The 18,398-nt window shown below is 42.9% G+C and carries 15 protein-coding genes, 1 tRNA gene and 2 pseudogenes; 11 read left to right on the top strand and 7 right to left on the bottom strand.

The annotated features are described in order from the left end of the window. The first annotated feature begins 94 nt into the window (after positions 1-94). From QF117_RS15485 to QF117_RS15455, 7 genes are all read left to right on the top strand, one after another. Positions 95-2,518, top strand: a complete 2,424-nt coding sequence (locus QF117_RS15485) for an ATP-binding protein (protein ID WP_282386654.1) — start codon at positions 95-97, stop codon at positions 2,516-2,518. A 236-nt stretch (positions 2,519-2,754) separates the two neighbouring features. After that, positions 2,755-3,204 carry an L-alanine exporter AlaE gene (locus QF117_RS15480; RefSeq protein ID WP_282386653.1) on the top strand — a complete coding sequence of 150 codons (450 nt, stop codon included), beginning with the start codon at positions 2,755-2,757 and terminating at the stop codon, positions 3,202-3,204. Positions 3,205-3,348: 144 nt separating this feature from the next. Further along, positions 3,349-3,436, top strand: a tRNA-Ser gene (locus QF117_RS15475). Positions 3,437-3,501: 65 nt separating this feature from the next. After that, positions 3,502-3,795 carry a DUF6538 domain-containing protein gene (locus tag QF117_RS15470; RefSeq protein ID WP_282386652.1) on the top strand — a complete coding sequence of 98 codons (294 nt, stop codon included), beginning with the start codon at positions 3,502-3,504 and terminating at the stop codon, positions 3,793-3,795. A 393-nt stretch (positions 3,796-4,188) separates the two neighbouring features. Then, positions 4,189-4,887, top strand: coding sequence for a hypothetical protein (locus QF117_RS15465; protein WP_282386651.1), 699 nt, complete (start codon positions 4,189-4,191; stop codon positions 4,885-4,887). 126 nt (positions 4,888-5,013) lie between these two features. Then, a complete protein-coding gene (locus QF117_RS15460) occupies positions 5,014-6,690 on the top strand; it encodes a hypothetical protein (protein WP_282386649.1) in 1,677 nt (558 codons plus the stop codon). A gap of 105 nt (positions 6,691-6,795) precedes the next feature. Beyond that, entirely contained in the window at positions 6,796-7,725 is a 930-nt protein-coding gene (locus tag QF117_RS15455) for a LysR family transcriptional regulator (RefSeq protein ID WP_282386648.1), read from the top strand. A 107-nt stretch (positions 7,726-7,832) separates the two neighbouring features. On the opposite strand, the pseudogene QF117_RS15450 reads toward QF117_RS15455, so the two are convergent. After that, positions 7,833-8,003: pseudogene (locus QF117_RS15450) on the bottom strand (catabolite repressor/activator); the annotation flags it as partial. 239 nt (positions 8,004-8,242) lie between these two features. On the opposite strand from QF117_RS15450, the pseudogene QF117_RS15445 reads away from it, so the two are divergent. Further along, a pseudogene (locus QF117_RS15445) lies at positions 8,243-8,362 on the top strand (DNA repair protein); the annotation flags it as partial. Positions 8,363-8,393: 31 nt separating this feature from the next. Here the strand turns inward: QF117_RS15445 and QF117_RS15440 are convergent. The 5 genes from QF117_RS15440 to dinG all read right to left on the bottom strand — a co-directional run bounded on the left by QF117_RS15440 (position 8,394) and on the right by dinG (position 13,348). Further along, positions 8,394-9,536 (bottom strand): cupin domain-containing protein, encoded by a 1,143-nt coding sequence (locus QF117_RS15440; RefSeq protein ID WP_282386647.1) that lies wholly within the window; start codon positions 9,534-9,536, stop codon positions 8,394-8,396. Positions 9,537-9,616: 80 nt separating this feature from the next. Beyond that, a complete protein-coding gene (gene rsmS, locus QF117_RS15435; protein ID WP_282386646.1) occupies positions 9,617-9,814 on the bottom strand; it encodes a pleiotropic regulatory protein RsmS in 198 nt (65 codons plus the stop codon). A gap of 2 nt (positions 9,815-9,816) precedes the next feature. Further along, a complete protein-coding gene (locus QF117_RS15430; protein WP_065576390.1) occupies positions 9,817-10,365 on the bottom strand; it encodes a primosomal replication protein in 549 nt (182 codons plus the stop codon). Positions 10,366-10,408: 43 nt separating this feature from the next. Continuing rightward, a complete protein-coding gene (locus QF117_RS15425) occupies positions 10,409-11,188 on the bottom strand; it encodes a TSUP family transporter (protein WP_282386643.1) in 780 nt (259 codons plus the stop codon). Between the two features lie 87 nt (positions 11,189-11,275). Then, entirely contained in the window at positions 11,276-13,348 is a 2,073-nt protein-coding gene (dinG, locus tag QF117_RS15420; RefSeq protein ID WP_282386642.1) for an ATP-dependent DNA helicase DinG, read from the bottom strand. 506 nt (positions 13,349-13,854) lie between these two features. Between dinG and QF117_RS15415 the strand changes: the two genes are divergently transcribed. Both QF117_RS15415 and QF117_RS15410 read left to right on the top strand, forming a co-directional pair. Continuing rightward, on the top strand, positions 13,855-14,904 hold the full coding sequence (locus QF117_RS15415) for a porin (protein ID WP_282386641.1): 1,050 nt from the start codon (positions 13,855-13,857) through the stop codon (positions 14,902-14,904). Positions 14,905-15,056: 152 nt separating this feature from the next. Then, a complete protein-coding gene (locus QF117_RS15410) occupies positions 15,057-15,761 on the top strand; it encodes a DUF2057 family protein (protein ID WP_282386639.1) in 705 nt (234 codons plus the stop codon). 163 nt (positions 15,762-15,924) lie between these two features. Here the strand turns inward: QF117_RS15410 and bioA are convergent, their stop codons facing one another. Beyond that, a complete protein-coding gene (gene bioA / locus QF117_RS15405) occupies positions 15,925-17,205 on the bottom strand; it encodes an adenosylmethionine--8-amino-7-oxononanoate transaminase (protein WP_282386638.1) in 1,281 nt (426 codons plus the stop codon). Positions 17,206-17,341: 136 nt separating this feature from the next. On the opposite strand from bioA, the gene bioB reads away from it, so the two are divergent. After that, entirely contained in the window at positions 17,342-18,394 is a 1,053-nt protein-coding gene (gene bioB, locus QF117_RS15400; RefSeq protein ID WP_282386637.1) for a biotin synthase BioB, read from the top strand. Positions 18,395-18,398 lie beyond the last annotated feature (4 nt).

Here is an 18,398-nt window from a genome sequence, read left to right as displayed (position 1 = left end):
CTATAGTACCAACTCAAATACTAACGAAAAAGACTTGATGCTTGATAATATTCACTATAATTTTTAATAAACATAAAATAATTCAAGTCATTATATGGAAATCAGCTCCTCACTAAAAAGAAAAAGTATTTTGGCGCTTGGCGTCTATTTGTTTTTCTTTATCGCTATGATCGGCACGGTGACCTACCTCGTTGTTGAACCCCTCGTGCGTTCAAAGCTAGAGCAAAGTTTAGACTTAAAAACAGAGTTGCTGGCTTCTCAATTAGAACAACCACTTAACAGTGCGGTTGGCGTTCTTCACGGGATAGCGAGTATTGGAGAAGCCAATCACTCACAGAAGACTCAAGCCGAGATATTAAGCTCATTATTTAAAACGTTAGACGGTGCGGTGGTGAGTGGTGGTCTTTGGCCTGAACCTTACGCCATTGACAAAGATATTCCTTACATGAGCCTTTATTACAATCGTTCCAGTGATGGTCGGGTAGATAATATCCAGTCATGGAATAACCCAAGTGCCGGTGGCTACGTTCAAGAAGCATGGTATACCGTTGCGATTGATGCACCGAAAGGAAGTGTTTTTTGGTCAGAGGTCTATATTGATGCCTACACACATATCCAGATGATTTCCATTACTTCTCCTTATTACATTGATGACCAATTCTCTGGCGTAGCAACCGTGGATCTGTCACTGGCTGATTTGATCGACTTTATTCAAAATAATGCCAAAGAGCATGATTTGGGGTTTATTCTTCGCGATGGATTGGATGAGGTCATCACGGAGCACAACTTTAAAAAATCAGACACTATCTATATCAGCTCTCATCAATTTGGCGAATTTAAATGGACGATAGATGTTGTTAATGCAAAACGAACCGTCAACGACAATGTGTATGCATTAGTAACCAGTATCGAGCTCAGTATTATGCCAATCCTTTTATTGTGCGTTATGGCTGGCTATTACCTGCTCAATCAGTTCTTAATAAAACCGATTGTCTTGATTGCAAAGAAAGTAGACGCTTCAAAAGAAGGGGGGATCATTGAAGTCGCTTATCGAAGTAACGATGAAATCCGTCACCTTATAGACACGTTTAACCAGAAAACTGTGTATTTAGAAGCTGAAAAAGTCAAAGCACAGGCATCGACCAAAGCGAAAAGTGCCTTTCTAGCGGTGTTATCTCACGAAATTAGAACGCCAATGAATGGTGTATTGGGTACAGCACAAATTTTGCTGAAAAGTAACTTAACGCCAGAACAGCGTAAGCATCTCAATAGCCTGCGAGAATCAGGAGAGCATATGATGACATTGCTCAATGAAATACTGGATTTCTCCAAGATAGAACAAGGCCATTTAGAATTGGAGCGAAACCCTTTTCCTATCGATTCCATCATCGGCAGTATCAATAGCGTTTACCACACACTGTGTACCGAAAAAGGCCTCCAATTCAAAGTGTACTCAGAAGTTCCGGCAGGGCGTTGGTACAACGCTGATAAGGCTCGGCTTAGACAGATATTGTTCAATTTACTCAATAATGCCGTTAAGTTCACCTCTAGAGGGTTTGTAGAGGTTTATTTAAAGGAAAAGATGGTCGGGGAGCAATTACATCTTCTAATTAAAGTGAGAGATACAGGCATTGGTATTTCTAAAGAAGCACAAAGTCGTGTTTTCAAACCGTTTGAACAAGCGGAATCGAGTACCACGCGTCGTTTTGGTGGAACAGGCTTAGGGCTTGCGATCGTGAAACAGATCGTCGAGCTCAATGGGGGACGCGTTACCGTTACCAGTGAAATGGGAATTGGCACCAGTTTCGATGTTTCGCTATTGATTGAAGCAACGTCCCCTGGCTCAGTTGAAATGAACGTTCATCGGAAGTTGAACTACAGTGGCTTAAAGGTCTTGATTGTTGAAGACAATAGAACCAATACCATCATCATTGAAACATTTATGAAAGGCAAAGGCTTCGAATGTGATTGTGTTGAAAATGGTGAGCAAGCACTGGTGGCGGTCGCCCAAACACAATACGATCTTATTTTGATGGATAATCACATGCCTGTGATGGATGGGGTCGAAGCAACCTCTAACATTCGGGCTATGAATGACAACAAAAACAGAGTGCTGATTTTTGGCTGTACGGCGGATGTGTTTATTGAAACAAGAGAAAGGATGCTAAGTGCGGGAACGGATTATATTATTTCCAAACCGATAGACGAGTCTGTACTTGATGATGCCCTTTACCGTTATGCCTCCAAGCTTTACCAATACCATCCAGAAAAGAGCTTGATCTCAGAAGTTCTCATTTCAGAAGAAGTACTGGTTAGACTCTATGTGGAACTCGATAATCAGCATTTCTTTCAAGCGAAAGAGATTATAGAGGACATTGCGATAGCGCTTGCTCCTTACGAAGATCAAGTATTGATGGATAAGCTCAAGGATATTGTTCGATGTTTAGAATTGGAAGAGCAACCCCAGGCCGAAGATATCGATGTTATAACCGTAATGCTCAGTAAGTATTGTAATTAAATTTCACAATACCAGGCCAAATTGATGGTAAATTGACCTATATCTCGTTTTGTAGTTAGAATATCTAGTTTTATATTCAATACTGGTTATTTATTTACCTTCCCATGTAAATTTTGAAGTATATCTCTGCAAATACTGTGTTCTAATAGCAAGATAATCCAGCCTAAAGTTAAGGGCTGGTATGTTGTGTTATCTAATCGCCATTAAACCAGTTATTTATATTGCAGAGGAAGACCATGAAAGCCCGCGCCCCTTTTTGTATCCGTCATGCTGCGGCAGATACGTTTGCGATGGTAGTATTTTGTTTTTTATCGGGGATGATTATCGAAATTTTCATCTCAGGCATGACATTTGAGCAATCTTTGGCGTCGAGAACCCTTTCGATCCCAGTCAATATAGCGATTGCATGGCCATACGGGGTATTCAGAGATTACGTATTGAGGCAGGGAAGAAGAATTTCTGATACTGGTTTAGTGAAGAATATTGCGGATTTGTTTGCTTATGTGCTTTTTCAATCTCCTGTTTACGCGGCGATCTTATTGGTTGTCGGGGCATCAAGTGATCAAATCATGACAGCAGTAACCAGTAATGCCGTTGTTTCATGTGGAATGGGGGTACTTTACGGATACTTCCTAGATACATGCCGTAAGTGGTTTAAGGTTCCTGGGTACTGCCCGCAGGCATAACGTTTTGATGAAAAAATGCGCTTAAATGTCAATTAGTAAGCACTTAATCAAGGTTGTTGGTTTTTTTTAGCAATAGCACTTGACCAAGGAGAGCAGAATCATTAAATTAGCGCCTCGTTAACGCATAACGTTGACACACAATACGGTGAGTTGTCCGAGTGGCTGAAGGAGCACGCCTGGAAAGCGTGTATACGGCAACGTATCGAGGGTTCGAATCCCTCACTCACCGCCACATTTAAACGAATAAGCCCTTGATTATCGAGGGCTTTTTTGTGTCCGCTCAAAAGTAAATTTGGCATGATACGTACAGGTGATACGATCATGTTTCTACTCAAAGACCGCAATGCTACATATTACGCCCGTTATTACTTCCCTAAGGAGCTAGTGAGTAAGGGGTTTCCAAACGAGCTACGCTTTTCCCTTTCTACGAAACAACGCTCTATGGCTTTAGAACGAATGTTATTAGTCGTGGGTGCCATTCGAAATCATGTGAATCAATTGGATCTGAATCAGAGCGCTGATGTCGCAATGGAATCTATTAAAACGTTACTGAAATCAATTAGATCCAATGGTTTCATACTCTGGCATTAAGCCGAACTCGTCAGTAAGCCAACACAAGACAGCAACACTATTAAGCGTCAAACCTTATCAGAACTTATGTGCATCATGAAAACAAGCCGATATGTCTTGAGATAAATGCCCCTGTAAGCCTTTTATACTAATTAGTGAATTAGTGAATTAGTGAATTAGTGAATTAGTGAATTAAGGAATGGATATCGAGTGAATTACGTTGGAATCGATGGTTGTAAAGCGGGCTGATTGCTCAACCGACCAGCTGTATTGTGATTCCATTTGGTTATCACCGTTATGGTGTTCAGGCATTACTAAATGATCGACTTCCCACTTATACTGGTCTTCTTAACGAGAATGCAGAGCGCATGTCTTGTCACTTGAGAGGGATATCAGAATTGAAACTAGGTTGTGATGAAAAAGTTTCCCACGTTAATGCTCTTTGCTTGTGCGCCTGTTCAGGCTGACGTAGTTGCGTCTATTGAAAAGTTCACTGATATATTTAGTATCAGCGCATCTTCTGTTGATAATGATGTCGTTTATACTTTAGATGGGAATTACTATCTAACTGAAAATTTGAGGGTTTTTGGGGATATTGATACGGATTCACAATGGGAGATAGGGCTTGGTTATTCTTTTTGGTCCAATGATGATTTCTACACAGAGAATACAGTTAGTGCCAATTCCAATACGTATTCTACGGGCCTCTTTTTAGCAAAGTCAATAAACGAAAGCTGGCTTGTTATATCTGATGTTAACTTTAATTACCGTACAGATATTAATGATCCACTTTGTTACTTTGACGAAATTTGTAACGGTAACCAATTGAGTGCTAAGTATGTTAGATCTCATACTGTTGATTACAGCCTTGGGGGGATGTGGAGCCCCATTTCGTTTTTTGATTTACTGTACAAGTTTAATCATGAAGTTGGTATTGACCGAAATGAGCTTGAAATCTTGAGCTATCGAACAGAACTGCAGAGAACAAATTTCAATTATCATGAAGCTTCTATGCTGTTCAATATAGGCTTTTTGAAACCCTCAATTACTTACACTTTTGGAAAACAGGTTAGCGATAACTATGTGGAGTTTGGCCTTGCGTTTAGTTTCTAGTGATTCCATTTGGTTATCAGAAATATCCCATCAAGTCATTATCTTTCTTTGTCGCAGAGAGTTACGATTTTGTTAAACCTAAAGCTTGCACGGAAGCTTCTGTCCCGCATTACAAAGAGAGATAAGATGAAAAAAACAATACTAGCATTAACAATTGCAACAACGATTCCTTTTGTCAGTGTTGCTTCTGCCGCGCAAGTTGATCGTGCTGTCGCAAACTACTATACAGAACAAGTGATTGCTCAGCAGATGAGTGATATTGACGATCGTGTTCTTGAACAGCTTAATGCTCAGGGCAGTCAGGTTGCTGTTGTCGACAATGTTGTCTATGAACAACATTCGGATGGTTCTTGGAGTAAAGTCGGCGCTGCTTCGCTAACTTTAGTTGCTGGTATCTTAAGCACATCTTCATCTAGTTCGTCATCGTCTAGTGAAGCTTTACCTGTTCTGCCTAATGTTGGTGAGCCATCTCTCTTACCTATTCCTGATACAGATAACCCTATATCCAAGCAATATACTATTGAAGCAACGACCTCTGGCTGGAAAGTGACTGATAATGAGACCGGTGCAAACGCATTGGTTAATGAAAATGGTGATATCAGGGATTCAAATACAGGTAGGTTGATAGGTGCCATTGAAGAAACTAACACCGGTGCAGATATTCTAAATAGCGAAGGTATTGTCGTTGCCACTTATAACGCGCAAGATGGTCTTGTATTCCTAGATGTGGATCAAGATGCTGGCAATTCGTTGACTCCAAAGGACCAACCGATTTTTGAGCAGTTCAGTATTGAAATGACCACAATGGGTTGGAAAGTGACGGATAACCACACGGGTGCAAATGCATTGGTGGACGATAAAGGCACTATTCGTGATTCAAATACAGGTGAAGTTATTGGCCAGATTTCTCAAAGCTCAGCAGGGGCAAACATACACAACAGCGATGGTGTTTTAATCGCGACATACAACCAGAGAGATGGACTGGTATTCTTAGATGTAGACCAAGATGCTGGCAATTCGTTGACTCCAAAGGACCAACCGATTTTTGAGCAGTTCAGTATTGAAATGACCACAATGGGTTGGAAAGTGACGGATAACCACACGGGTGCAAATGCATTGGTGGACGATAAAGGCACTATTCGTGATTCAAATACAGGTGAAGTTATTGGCCAGATTTCTCAAAGCTCAGCAGGGGCAAACATACACAACAGCGATGGTGTTTTAATCGCGACATACAACCAGAGAGATGGACTGGTATTCTTAGATGTAGACCAAGATGCTGGCAATTCGTTGACTCCAAAGGACCAACCGATTTTTGAGCAGTTCAGTATTGAAATGACCACAATGGGTTGGAAAGTGACGGATAACCACACGGGTGCAAATGCATTGGTGGACGATAAAGGCACTATTCGTGATTCAAATACAGGTGAAGTTATTGGCCAGATTTCTCAAAGCTCAGCAGGGGCAAACATACACAACAGTGATGGTGTTCTAATCGCGACATATAACCAGAGAGATGGACTGGTGTTCTTAGATATTGATCACGGTTCATCAAATGGTAAAACATTTTCGAGAGTAGTGACAGACGATCAACACGAGCGCGTAACACGTATTGACCACGTTAATTCTGAAGCATCGGCTATGATTGTATACGATAAAGATGCCCCACAAAGAAGTACGATCACGGTTACCGATCGTAACGGGAATGAGTTATCAAAGCCTCAAATCAACGAAAAGGTTAAAAGTTTGCGCGGTAGCGGGCGCCTTGATAGCGTTAAATCTCAGATATCAGCGGTAAGATAATCGACCTGTAAGAGTAAGAAGCCAATGCTCGGTATCGGGTATTGGCTATTTTTTTAGTTGGTGTTCAGCTAAAATTTAACTAGTTTAATTCTATTGGTATGGCTCATGGCTAAAGACCTGTTTTCTAATCTGGATCTCAACCTCCTTCGAACGTTTATTATACTTCATCAAGAAGGTAACATGCGTCAAGCTGCGAGAAGACTATTTGTTACGCAACCAGCTATAAGTAAATCTTTACAAAAGCTCAGAGCACATTTCGATCACGAGTTGTTCGTTAAAACACATAAGGGTCTTACTCCTACGGCTTATGCCAATGATCTTGCGAGCAAAATCTCCCCATTAATCAATGATCTTAACCTAGCCTTAAACTCTACCCATAAATTTGACCCTAGCCAGTTGACAGGAATACTCAAGGTGGCTATTTCACCTCATATTCTTAGTGCCTTTGCGAGTGAAATATTTCATGCAATTCGGAGAGATGCCCCAAATGTTCAAGTCCAGCTTCTAAATTGGTCAAGTAACACCATTCAAGAGCTAATGAATGATGAAGTGCAATTAGGTGTGAATTATGAAATCGATTACGCGCCAAAAGAACTGCTTAGGCATTTCGTTATCCAGGATGAGTTTCACGCCTATGTCAGAAAAGACCATCCGTTCAAAGGGGAATCAATCTCACTTGAGCAAGCTTTAAATTATGAAATCGCCACTATCATCGCTGCCGATTGGAACTCTCAAACCTCATTTGCAGAAAAGGTAATAAAAGAGAAAGGGTTGAAATCTAATGTGGCGTTTCGTTCAGAGCTGCCCTCAGCCGTGGTTGATGTGGTACTGAATTCCGATATGTTGTTTCCAAGTTCGAGCCTTTCTAAGATGGATAAGTTAGACAAGTTGCGTCGCTTTATTATCAAAGTAGATAGCTACGCGCGTACCCCAGAAGTATTTATCTACTACCATCACAAGAATCGTGAGAATAAAACAATGAGGTGGCTGAAAAGTAAAATAGAGGAGACTCTAGCTAGTTACGCTAAACGCTAGCGTCACGTAGGTGAGTGAGTTGCTCCATTAACTAGTAGACTATTAGCCTATGTGGGTTATTCGAGAAAATAAGAAAGGTTGTCGCGTTCTAACTTTTGAAACAGTAATTAAGATCGCATAACGATTTTCCTTGGAATAAGCTCAACGCTGGGGTTATGCCGTTTTTGTGAGACGTTGAGTGTTTGTTTTAACGTACTGTCACAGATCAAATCAAACTGCTGGGGCAAAGAGTTTATCTTGAAAGGCAAAAAGTGGAGTAAGTGATCATCACCAATGAAAACAATATTTTTGAATTTTACGCATAATATTTAACGATCTGGAGAGCACTATTAGTGTTCTTTTTCGTATCTGGAGCCTAATAAGATAACACTAGCCCTCACTGGAGCTAACACAGGTTATCCAATAAGCGCCTACCTTATCCTAAAGCTCTTTACCTATTTCACAGTCGGACGGGTGTCTATACCGTTCGGTTGACTCTGCGTGTAAATGGGCACCACCGCATTTAAGCTTTTAGGCGTTCAGCCAAGTCAACAATCATGAGATGGGAATATTTGTTGAAAGGAATGAGGATTCGGATATTTATCGCGATACTTATGATGAGACGCAGAGAATTATCCGAATCAGTGAAGAGATTCGCGCGCCTAGAATCTAGGCGGCTAACTTATTCTTTACTCGTCACAATACCAGTAACCTTTGTTGACTAGCTCAGTAAATAGAGCGATATCGGCGCTTCCGATAGGTCGATCAAAATCAGAAGCACTTAACGTGTCGTAGTTACAGAGTCTGTGTAAAAGGTCCTGCTGTTCTGAATCAACTTTAAACATGTTGCCATCGATATAAGCGACACATGGCTCTGACTCGTTGTATAACGCACGTAATCCAGAGACTTTGATAAAGTTCACCTCGTTATCGAGTTGCAGTGAGATCTCTTCACTTTGCCATGCGTCTTCTGGCGGATACAGCGCTAACTGATGGCGAGATTGGCTTAGCATGCTGCCCATAAAGTCTTTGAGCGTATCCGGATCTTCGATAGCTCGTGTTAGCATTTCTGTCAGCAGTGTGAGGTCACTAGAAAGAATCTCTCCGTGCTGAGTTTGCGTTTTTAAGTTTGGATTGTGAAGATGCACATCCCCAATATCATGAGCCAACACATAATCGGCGAAGTTGCTGACCAGCTCTTGTTCTTTTGGTGAACGGTATCCCATCGAATAACTCATCGAAGGTTCTAATGCGACGCCTTCGTGTGGGAAACCTGGCGGAATATACAAAATGTCACCAGGCTCTAGAATGTCATCAATGATGGCATCGAATCCTTCTATTTGTCTTAGGGCTGCGGCACGTTGCGTTTCTTTGTATTGTCCGACATCTTTATCTCCAACTCGCCAGTGGCGCTTCCCACTGCCCTGAATAATAAATACATCATATTGATCGATGTGTGGGCCAACTCCGCCACCGGTTTCGGAATAACAGATCATGAGATCGTCGAACAACCACTGAGGCAGATGCTTAAAAGCTTGAGAGAGTTCAGCAACGCCCTCGTGCCAATGGTTCGCGGCTTGCACGATCAATTGCCAGTGTGACGGAGGTAATTGGCTGAACTTCGCTTCATCGAACGGCCCATGTTCTGCAATCCATTTATTATCAAAATTAGACACATAGCGGGAATCGACTTCTTCTTCCATGGTTAGGCCAGCCAGCTCTTCAGGAGTGATTGGGTCTTCAAAACGTGCGAATCCGCCTTTAATAATGGTGGGCTTTTTATGCCAAAACTCAGCAAGAAAGGAATCTAAGGAGAACGAAAGTTGATACATGTTTTTACCAATTAAAGGGTGGGTATAAATAGTGTGTGACAATGGCTACAGGCTACAGGCTACAGGCTACAGACTACAGACTACAGAATTGATGACAGTTTGGATTCAATATCTGACTTGACTATCTCTATGGCTTTCAGGGCGGTTGTTAGATCGACTTCGTTGGATTCAAGAAGATAAATGAGATCCACAGCGAGTTTGATCTCATCTGGCGCGTTGTCCAGCGGAGAAACATTTTCATTCGGCATCTTTTCATGCGGGATATTTTCGTCAGACATAATTATTGGTTCTTTTCTCTAAAGGTTATTTGCTTTTCTATTTTTAGCTTGGCTTCTTGGCAGCGTTGTAACCTTTGTTCCGTGGCAAGTAAAGATTGCTGAGCCTGCTGTTGATGAAAAGAAGGGGCCTGAGATAACTCTAGCTGTTTCTCTATCACCATATCACGCAGGCGAATCTCCCACTCCTGGTGTTGGGCCAGTTCCTGATAGAGCGCATTAATCGGTTTTCGGTAGTAGCTTGAATGCTTAGGTTCACTTTTGCGAATACCCTGCGTTGAAAGTTCTCTCTGAATAGCGCTTATTTGAGCGAGCAAACGTTCGGACAAAAACTCTGCTCTATCAGCAGTGAGTTTTTTCGCTTGTTCTTCTCGAATGATGGTTTTAAAGGTCGACTGGGTTTCAGTGACGCAAGGGACCAGCAATCTCCCGTGACAATGAAAAAGGCGCTCATCGAACAAGGGTTTATGATGTTCCCCACGAGAGCGATCTAATTGCGCAGCTTGATGGGCCAATTGTTCAAGAATGGGCTTTAAATTTGAAAAATGACTCATAGGTTATACGACTCGTTCCATGGGTTTATCATTTTTTGGGCCATTATAAACTCACAAACCAAGCTTCGTACGCCAGTTTTACCGCCAATACGCTCACTACGGTGATAAAAACTGGGCGAATGAACTTAGCGCCAAATCGAATCGCTGAATGTGCACCCACGTAGGCTCCCGCCATAAGGCAAACGCCCATGGTTAACCCAAGTACCCAGTCAATGTGGCCGAGAACAGCAAAAGTTACGAGCGAGGTAAAATTGCTGGTAAAGTTCATGGCTTTAGCAAGGCCAGAAGCTAATAGGATATTGAGGCGGTATAACGCCATAGAGCTGACGGTCCAAAAAGCGCCGGTTCCAGGCCCTGCAACACCATCATAAAACCCCAATGTTAGCCCTTGGATAATCTGCTTCTTGCGAATCGATGCGGTGTACTTTGGCAAGACATTCTTAGTCGAATGGGGCGTTTTATGGAGAATGGTGTAAACCGCAGAGGCGAGAATAATTAAAGGAAGCCCTTTTTCGAGCCACTCTGTGCTTATGGCATCAACAATTAACGTTCCGAAAATCGCACCCAATAAGGTGGCGACAAACGCTTGTCCCCAGAATCTAGGCTTGAACAGTTTTTTCTTGTAATAAGTAAAAGCAGCCGTCGACGAAGCAAAGGTGGCCGCCAGTTTGTTTGTTCCCAACGCGATATGTGGGGGTAACCCAAGTGAAAGCAGGGCTGGTACGGTTAGCATTCCGCCACCGCCTGCGACAGCGTCAATAAAACCAGCGACAAAAGCGACCAGCGCTAGCACAACCAGCATGGTCGGCTCTATTAATTCCATAAACTCTTCTTCTATTTTATTGTCGGGGCCGGTTTATTATTAGGCCTGTGTGAATCAAAACGAACGAACCAAAAACAGCAACACGCACTATTTTATTGTTCTTTTAAATGGCGGAAGTGAATCAAGCAACGACTTCCCGTAGCGTTTTGTTACTAGACGGCGATCAAGGATGTACACTTTACCAGAGTCTCGTTCTTTACGCAGTAAACGCCCTACCGATTGAATCAGCTTTTTACTGGCTTCAGGAACACTGATTTGCATAAACGGATTTCCACCACGCTGTTCAATATATTCCGCGTGTGCTTGCTCAACAGGTGAGGTGGGGACACCAAAAGGAATCTTAGTAATGATGAGATTCTCCAATAGCTCCCCTGGCAAATCTAATCCTTCAGAAAAGCTCCCTGTCCCAAACAGCACACTTGTCTTCCCACATTGAATCAACGTTTTGTGTTTGTTTAGAATCTCGTTACGAGAGCTGTCACCTTGAACTTGAATCGCCCAACCTTTTTTAATGAATCCCTTCGCGAGGCCTTCAGCAACTTGATTCATTTGCCAGTAAGAAGAGAATAAAACAAGATTGGCCTTCTTGTCTTCAATTAACTTAGGCAATATTTCAATAAGATATTCAGTAAATTGAGGCGCCTGAGGCTCATATTTCATTTCAGGTACAATCAGCTCTGCTTGGTTTTGATAATCAAAAGGTGAAGCCAGCGCTAAAAATTGAGTGCCTGAATCTGGTTTGCCACTGACTCCTGTCTGGTGGCAGAAGAAGCGAAAGGAATTGAGTGCGCGCATTGTGGCGGAAACCAAAATAGCGCCAATGCAACGGCTCCATAGCTGCTGATCTAACTGCCAACCGACTTCAAGGGGAGAAACGTTGACCGTGAAATCACTGTCGCTGTCTTTCGATACTTCTATCCAACGAGCGAGTGGCGCTCCTTTTTCGCGTGTTGGTTCGGCCATGAGCGTCCAGACTTGAGCGAGATTCTCCAACCTTTGCAAGTAAAAGCCCAGCTCCGCTAATGCAGGTTCTGCTAACTTGCTCGATAGCTCACCGTCTTTTAACCGTTCAGCGATCAGATCCGCTACTTTTGCCGCGGCTTGAGCCCCTTTATTGGACAGCAGCTTTAATTCTGTCGCTTCTTTCTCAAGCCAAGAGGGGAGTTCTCCTCCTTCAAAACGATATGTCCCTTCTTCAAAGGATGAAGGTTCAAAGCGCTGACTGAGTTGCGTTAAAGAGGGAATTAATTGCTGAATGGAATCTTGAAGCTGGTTTTGGAAACGACCAACTCGTTTTTCGTCCGCTAAGCTAGCAAACTTACTGACCAGTTTATTCAGTCGCTCTAGCCAGGTTGCTGCACCTTTTAAGCTGGCTGACGCTGAAGAATGGTCGCGGGCAACGCGAGGTAAATGATGCGCTTCATCGAAAACATAAATGGTGTTTTCAGGTTCGGGTAGGATGACACCGCCACCGAGATCAGCATCGGCCATGACTAAACTGTGGTTAGCAATAATGACATCGGCTTTGTCTAGTTCAGAACGTGCTTTTTGAAAAGGGCAGGAGCGATGAGCAGGCAAGCTGTTATTGCAGCTGTGCTTATCGCTGACGATCGATTGCCATAATTCATCACGAATCGGTTTTGGCCAGGAGTCTCGATCACCGTCCCATTTTCCACCCACCAGTGATTTGTACATGGTTTGAAGTAATTCAATCTCATTTTTTTGAGGTTTTGATTCAAACATGGCCAACTGACCACCATCGACACCGCTCGCTGAGGCCAATTTTTCTGCGCAGCAATAACGTTGTCGTCCCTTCGCTAAAATAAAAGAAAACTCTCGGTCGGTAATGCGTCGAAAAAGCGGCAGATCTTTGTTAATTAATTGTTCTTGCAATGCGACCGTGGCTGTCGAAATAACGACCTTACGGTTATTGAAGACAGCAATCGGAATCGTCGCCATTAAATAAGCCAAAGATTTACCGATTCCGGTGCCGGCTTCGCCAACGAGGATGCGATTTTTTTTGTGATAATCACCACAAAGTGTTTTTGTGATTTCTGCAACAAGATAGTTCTGCGCTCGACGAGGGACAAAGTTATCGAGCTGAAATTGCAGGTTTTGATAACTTTTGCGGATAGATTGTTGAATTTTACTGGTTGACATACGGTGACCTAAATAGTGACCTGACGATGTTAGCACAAATCTCTAGTGTGTACTTAGTTCACGAAATTGAATGCTATTAGCTAAAAAATGGATCTTGTTCACAAAAAAAAGTTGAACCTTCATGGGGTTAGATTAATTTTATAACTAAAAATATATAAATCTCCAGGCACGTGTATTTGGCGGTTAAATATTCTGAAGAATTGACGTGCTGGCCTTGTTTTTAGGATTTTAATCTGATTTTTGTTTTGTTAATTTTTTGATTTTTTACGCCAAAAGCTAAGATGTGACTCGAAAAAAAAGCACAAATTAGTGTAACTTATTGATTTTTATTGATTTGACGTTTTTTTAGGTAAATTTTTAGAAGATTTGACACGCAGGATTATCTTTTGCAATCTAGACCACGAAATTTAGTGACGGTGACATCAAGCCATAAGAGCTTGAGCCACCATCAAAATAAAGGGAACCGGACAAGGATTTCCCATCTAACGAAAAGGCAGTGGATTATCATGAAAAAGACTCTATTAGCACTAAGTGTTATGGTTGCAGCTACTTCTGCACAAGCAGGTATCGAAGTTTACAACAACGAAGGCGTTACAGTTAACCTTAAAGGTGACATCGAAGTTGTATACGTACAAGACATCGGTGTGGACAAAGAGTTCCAGCAAGAAATTCAAGATGCAGACTTTGGTTTTGACGTACGCTACGCAGTGAACGACGAATTCCAATTCGGCGGTTACTGGGAGTTTGACGGTGCATCTGGCGATGTAACTGACGGAAAAAGCAGCAGCGCTGACGTAGGCGACGTTTACGTAGCAATGTACTCTCAGTCTTACGGTTCTGTAAAAGTTGGTCGTACTTGTGGCGCTCTAGATGATGCTGGCGTAGGTTCAGATTACCAATTCGGTGTTAACTCTTTCTTTAGCAACGACAGCTCTTTCTGTGCTGACGAAATGGTTCGTTACGACATCGACACAGGTATGTTCTACGGTACTCTTTCTCTAGCACAAGACAAGAGAAGCGTTGATAAAATGGGTAAAGACGGTTCTTACTTTGATTTAAAAGCGGGTGTTCGTGTAGCTGATTTTGATTTCACAGCATACTACGGCGACGCAACGCTTAAAAACCGCAAATCATCAACTACATCTGACGTAGTTGTATCTGGTCCAGGTGGTAACTACACTATCTCAAACACAGTTACTACTGACCAGCCTCAAGCTGATGACTCACTTCTTGGTCTAGAAGCTCGTTTCGGTGGTGTTGAAAACCTAAACCTAGAGATTGCTTACTACCAAATCGATGTTAAAGTAGCTGGCTCTGATAAAGTTAAGTCGGATACTATCGCACTAGCTGCTGACTACACAATCGATGCAGTTAAACTAGCTGCTGGTTACAGTGTTTCTGGCAACGATGTAGCTAACTCTGAAGATCTTAGCAAGTGGTTTGTAAATGCAGGTTACGGTTTTGCTCCAAACACAACAGCGTATGTTGAAGTTGGTGGTGATGACGTAAGCGCAAATGACACTGGTTTTGCAGTTGGTGTTAAAGCTAGCTTCTAATCAAGCCTAGTATATAGTAATTATAAAAAGCCACCGCAAGGTGGCTTTTTTAGGTTTGCAGACAGCCACTTATATAGTTTTCGTCACGGTATCAACGTGATACAGTAAAACGCTCTTAAGTTTAGGGTACGAGTTCAGGGAGTTAACTGACAGTGAATAAAATTAAATTGGCCATTTCTATCGCTTGCATGATGGCATTTTCAACGAATGCGGCGACATTAATTCCTGCGAAGGGTGTGTCCATTCTCTATATTAACGGCCAAGAAGCAGACGCTAAAATTGGCAAAAATAAGGTGTTAGAAGGTGAGACTCAGCTTATCGTAAGAATGGATAAAGAGCTTGGCCGTGGTAATAGTAAAGAAGTCTTCACCTCCGATCCTTATGTCGTAAGTTTGGTGGTAACGGGTGATGAATTGAAGATTAATCATCCTGTGGCAAGAAGTACCATTGAAGCAGAGAGTGCATTTAAGTCGAAAGCTCCGCAGTGGCGGATTACCCAAGATGGAGCCGAGCTAAGCTACAGCCAAGAGCCGTTGCCTAAGAAAAAAGGCATGCTCCCATTTATGGGCCTAGATACGATCGTCAGCGATTACAATGAAGATAAAGGCATCTTCTTTGTCGATGGGGTGCTTACGGCAGCAACTGTCGCCCCTGCTAGTGTAGCAGCGGTAGCAACAACAACCGCAGTAGTGGCAACATCAGCTGAGAGCAAAGTGGCGACGGATGCCATTGCCAATGAACAGCCTAAGTTGGCTATCGAAGATACTCAGAATGTAGACCAACTGAAAGCTTGGTATCTCAAAGCATCAAAATCTGAGAAAAAAGAATTCCGCCGTTGGATGATCGATCAAGAATAAAGACTTAAATCCAAAGAGATTTATAACTTGAAAACAGATAGAAAGAGGAGCTTAGTGCTCCTCTTTTTGCTGATGTTAACTTACTTTGGTGGGGTAGCTTACCTATATTGACTTAATGTATTGGCTTAATGTATTGGCGTTGGATGAGCGGGGTTACAAAGAGCTATTCAATAGAGCACTGCGGTGACTGCACTGCACTCGATATAGCGTCAATCAATGTCTTTATTTGATCCGCACTGGTGATAAATGGGGGCATCATATAAATGAGCTTGCCAAATGGACGAATCCATACCCCTTGCTTAACAAAGTGCGCCTGTATTACTTCCATATTTACGCTCTTATGTGTCTCTACGACGCCAATCGCACCCAGCCAGCGAACATCTTTGACCTGCTCATATTCACGTAACTTGGGCAGTTGCTGAGAAAATAGTGTTTCAATGGCTTTAGTCTGTGCGAGCCAGTTCCCTTGTTCAATCAGTTCTAAGCTTGCCGCACCAACAGCGCAAGCCAGTGGATTACCCATAAAGGTAGGGCCATGCATAAAGCAGCCAGCTTCACCCGCACATACGGTATCAGCAACCTGTTTGCTGGTGATGGTTGCTGAAAGAGTCATATACCCGCCGGTGAGCGCTTTACCCACGCACAGTATATCTGGCGCAATCCCCGCATGTTCGCAAGCAAATAACTTGCCTGTACGACCAAAACCCGTCGCGATTTCATCCAAGATGAGTAGAACTTTATACTCGTCACAAAGCTGACGCACTCCTTTCAAATACTCTGGGTGATAAATTCTCATTCCCCCTGCGCCTTGAACGATGGGCTCCATGATCACTGCCGCGATATCGTGATGGTGTTCGCTGAGTTTGAGCTTGAAATCATCGAGATCTGTCTCATCCCATTCTTGCCAGTATCCGGTTTTTGGCGAGTTCGCGAAAATATGCTCGGGTAAGAATCCTTTATAAAGAGAATGCATTGAATTATCTGGATCGGTTACCGACATCGCGGCAAACGTATCCCCATGATAGCCATCGCGTAGTGTGAGGAACTTTGATTTTGGCTGACCTTTCGCGTGCCAGTATTGAAGCGCCATTTTCAAACTGACTTCAACCGCAACAGAACCTGAATCGGCCAAAAATACTTTCTCTAAATTAGGGGGCGTTAAGCGAACGAGCTTCTTACACAGCTCTATGGCTGGGTTGTGAGTCATGCCTCCAAACATTACATGCGACATCTTGTCGATCTGGTTATGCGCCGCTTGGTTTAAATGAGGGTGATTGTAGCCGTGAATCGTCGACCACCAGGAAGACATACCATCAACCAATTTTTCTCCTGTCTCTAATTCAATAAAAACGCCTTCAGCGCCCACTACGGGATAACAGGTTAAAGGGTCAATGGTTGAAGTGTAGGGATGCCAAATATGATTTTTATCGAAGTCTAAATCCATGCAAAGAAACTCGCTGTGTGTTTTATAACCAAGTGTAAACTTGTTTGTTTTTATGCTGTTGACAGTCTATCGCTTATCAGTACACTAGCCAAGTATCCATAACAATAATGATGAATTACTTAATAAGGAAAGCGCTGTGCAAATACGTCACGATTGGACTCATGCAGAAGTTCAGCAATTAATGCAAAAACCATTCATGGATCTGTTGTTTGAAGCACAGCTCGTTCATCGGGAATTTCAGCCGCATAATCACGTCCAAGTCAGTACTTTGCTCTCTATTAAGACGGGCGCTTGTCCGGAAGACTGTAAGTACTGTCCGCAAAGTGCTCGTTATCAAACCGGTGTAGAGAAAGAACGCTTGATGGAAGTCGACCGGGTACTGGATGCGGCGCAGAAAGCCAAGCAAGCGGGCTCAACCCGTTTCTGTATGGGTGCCGCGTGGAAGAATCCTAAAGAACGCGACATGCCACACCTGACGGAAATGATCAAAGGTGTCAAAGATCTAGGGCTAGAAACCTGCATGACTTTGGGCATGTTAGAGCCTAAACAGGCAAAAGTACTGGCTGATGCAGGCCTCGATTATTACAACCACAATTTAGACACATCGCCAGAATTTTATGGAAACATCATTACCACCCGAACCTACCAAGATCGTTTGGATACCTTGTCTCATGTTCGTGATGCCGGGATGAAAATTTGCTCTGGCGGCATTATTGGCCTTGGAGAAAGCACCAATGATCGCGCAGGCTTATTTGTTGAGCTGGCGAATCTTCCTGTGCAACCAGAGAGTGTGCCAATTAACATGTTGGTTAAAGTAAAAGGCACCCCCCTTGAAGAAGTCGACGATGTTGACCCTTTTGACTTCATACGCTTGATTGCCGTTGCCAGAATTATGATGCCAAAGTCTGCGGTTCGCCTGTCGGCTGGCCGTGAAGGGATGAACGAGCAAATGCAAGCACTGTGCTTTATGGCCGGTGCAAACTCAATTTTTTACGGATGTAAGCTGCTGACCACACCAAACCCGGGCGAAGACAGCGATATGCAGCTATTTAAAAAACTGGGTATTAATAGCCAACAAGTGGTTCAAAAACCTGATGAGATTCAAGAAAATGAATTACTTGATCGCGTGACTGAGCGGGTTGCTTCTCGTCCGACTAAAGACGATCTGTTCTACGAAGCGTCAGTGTAATTTC

The organism is Vibrio sp. YMD68, from assembly GCF_029958905.1.
Lineage (GTDB): Bacteria > Pseudomonadota > Gammaproteobacteria > Enterobacterales > Vibrionaceae > Vibrio.
This window is presented reverse-complemented; position numbering and strand designations above follow the sequence as displayed.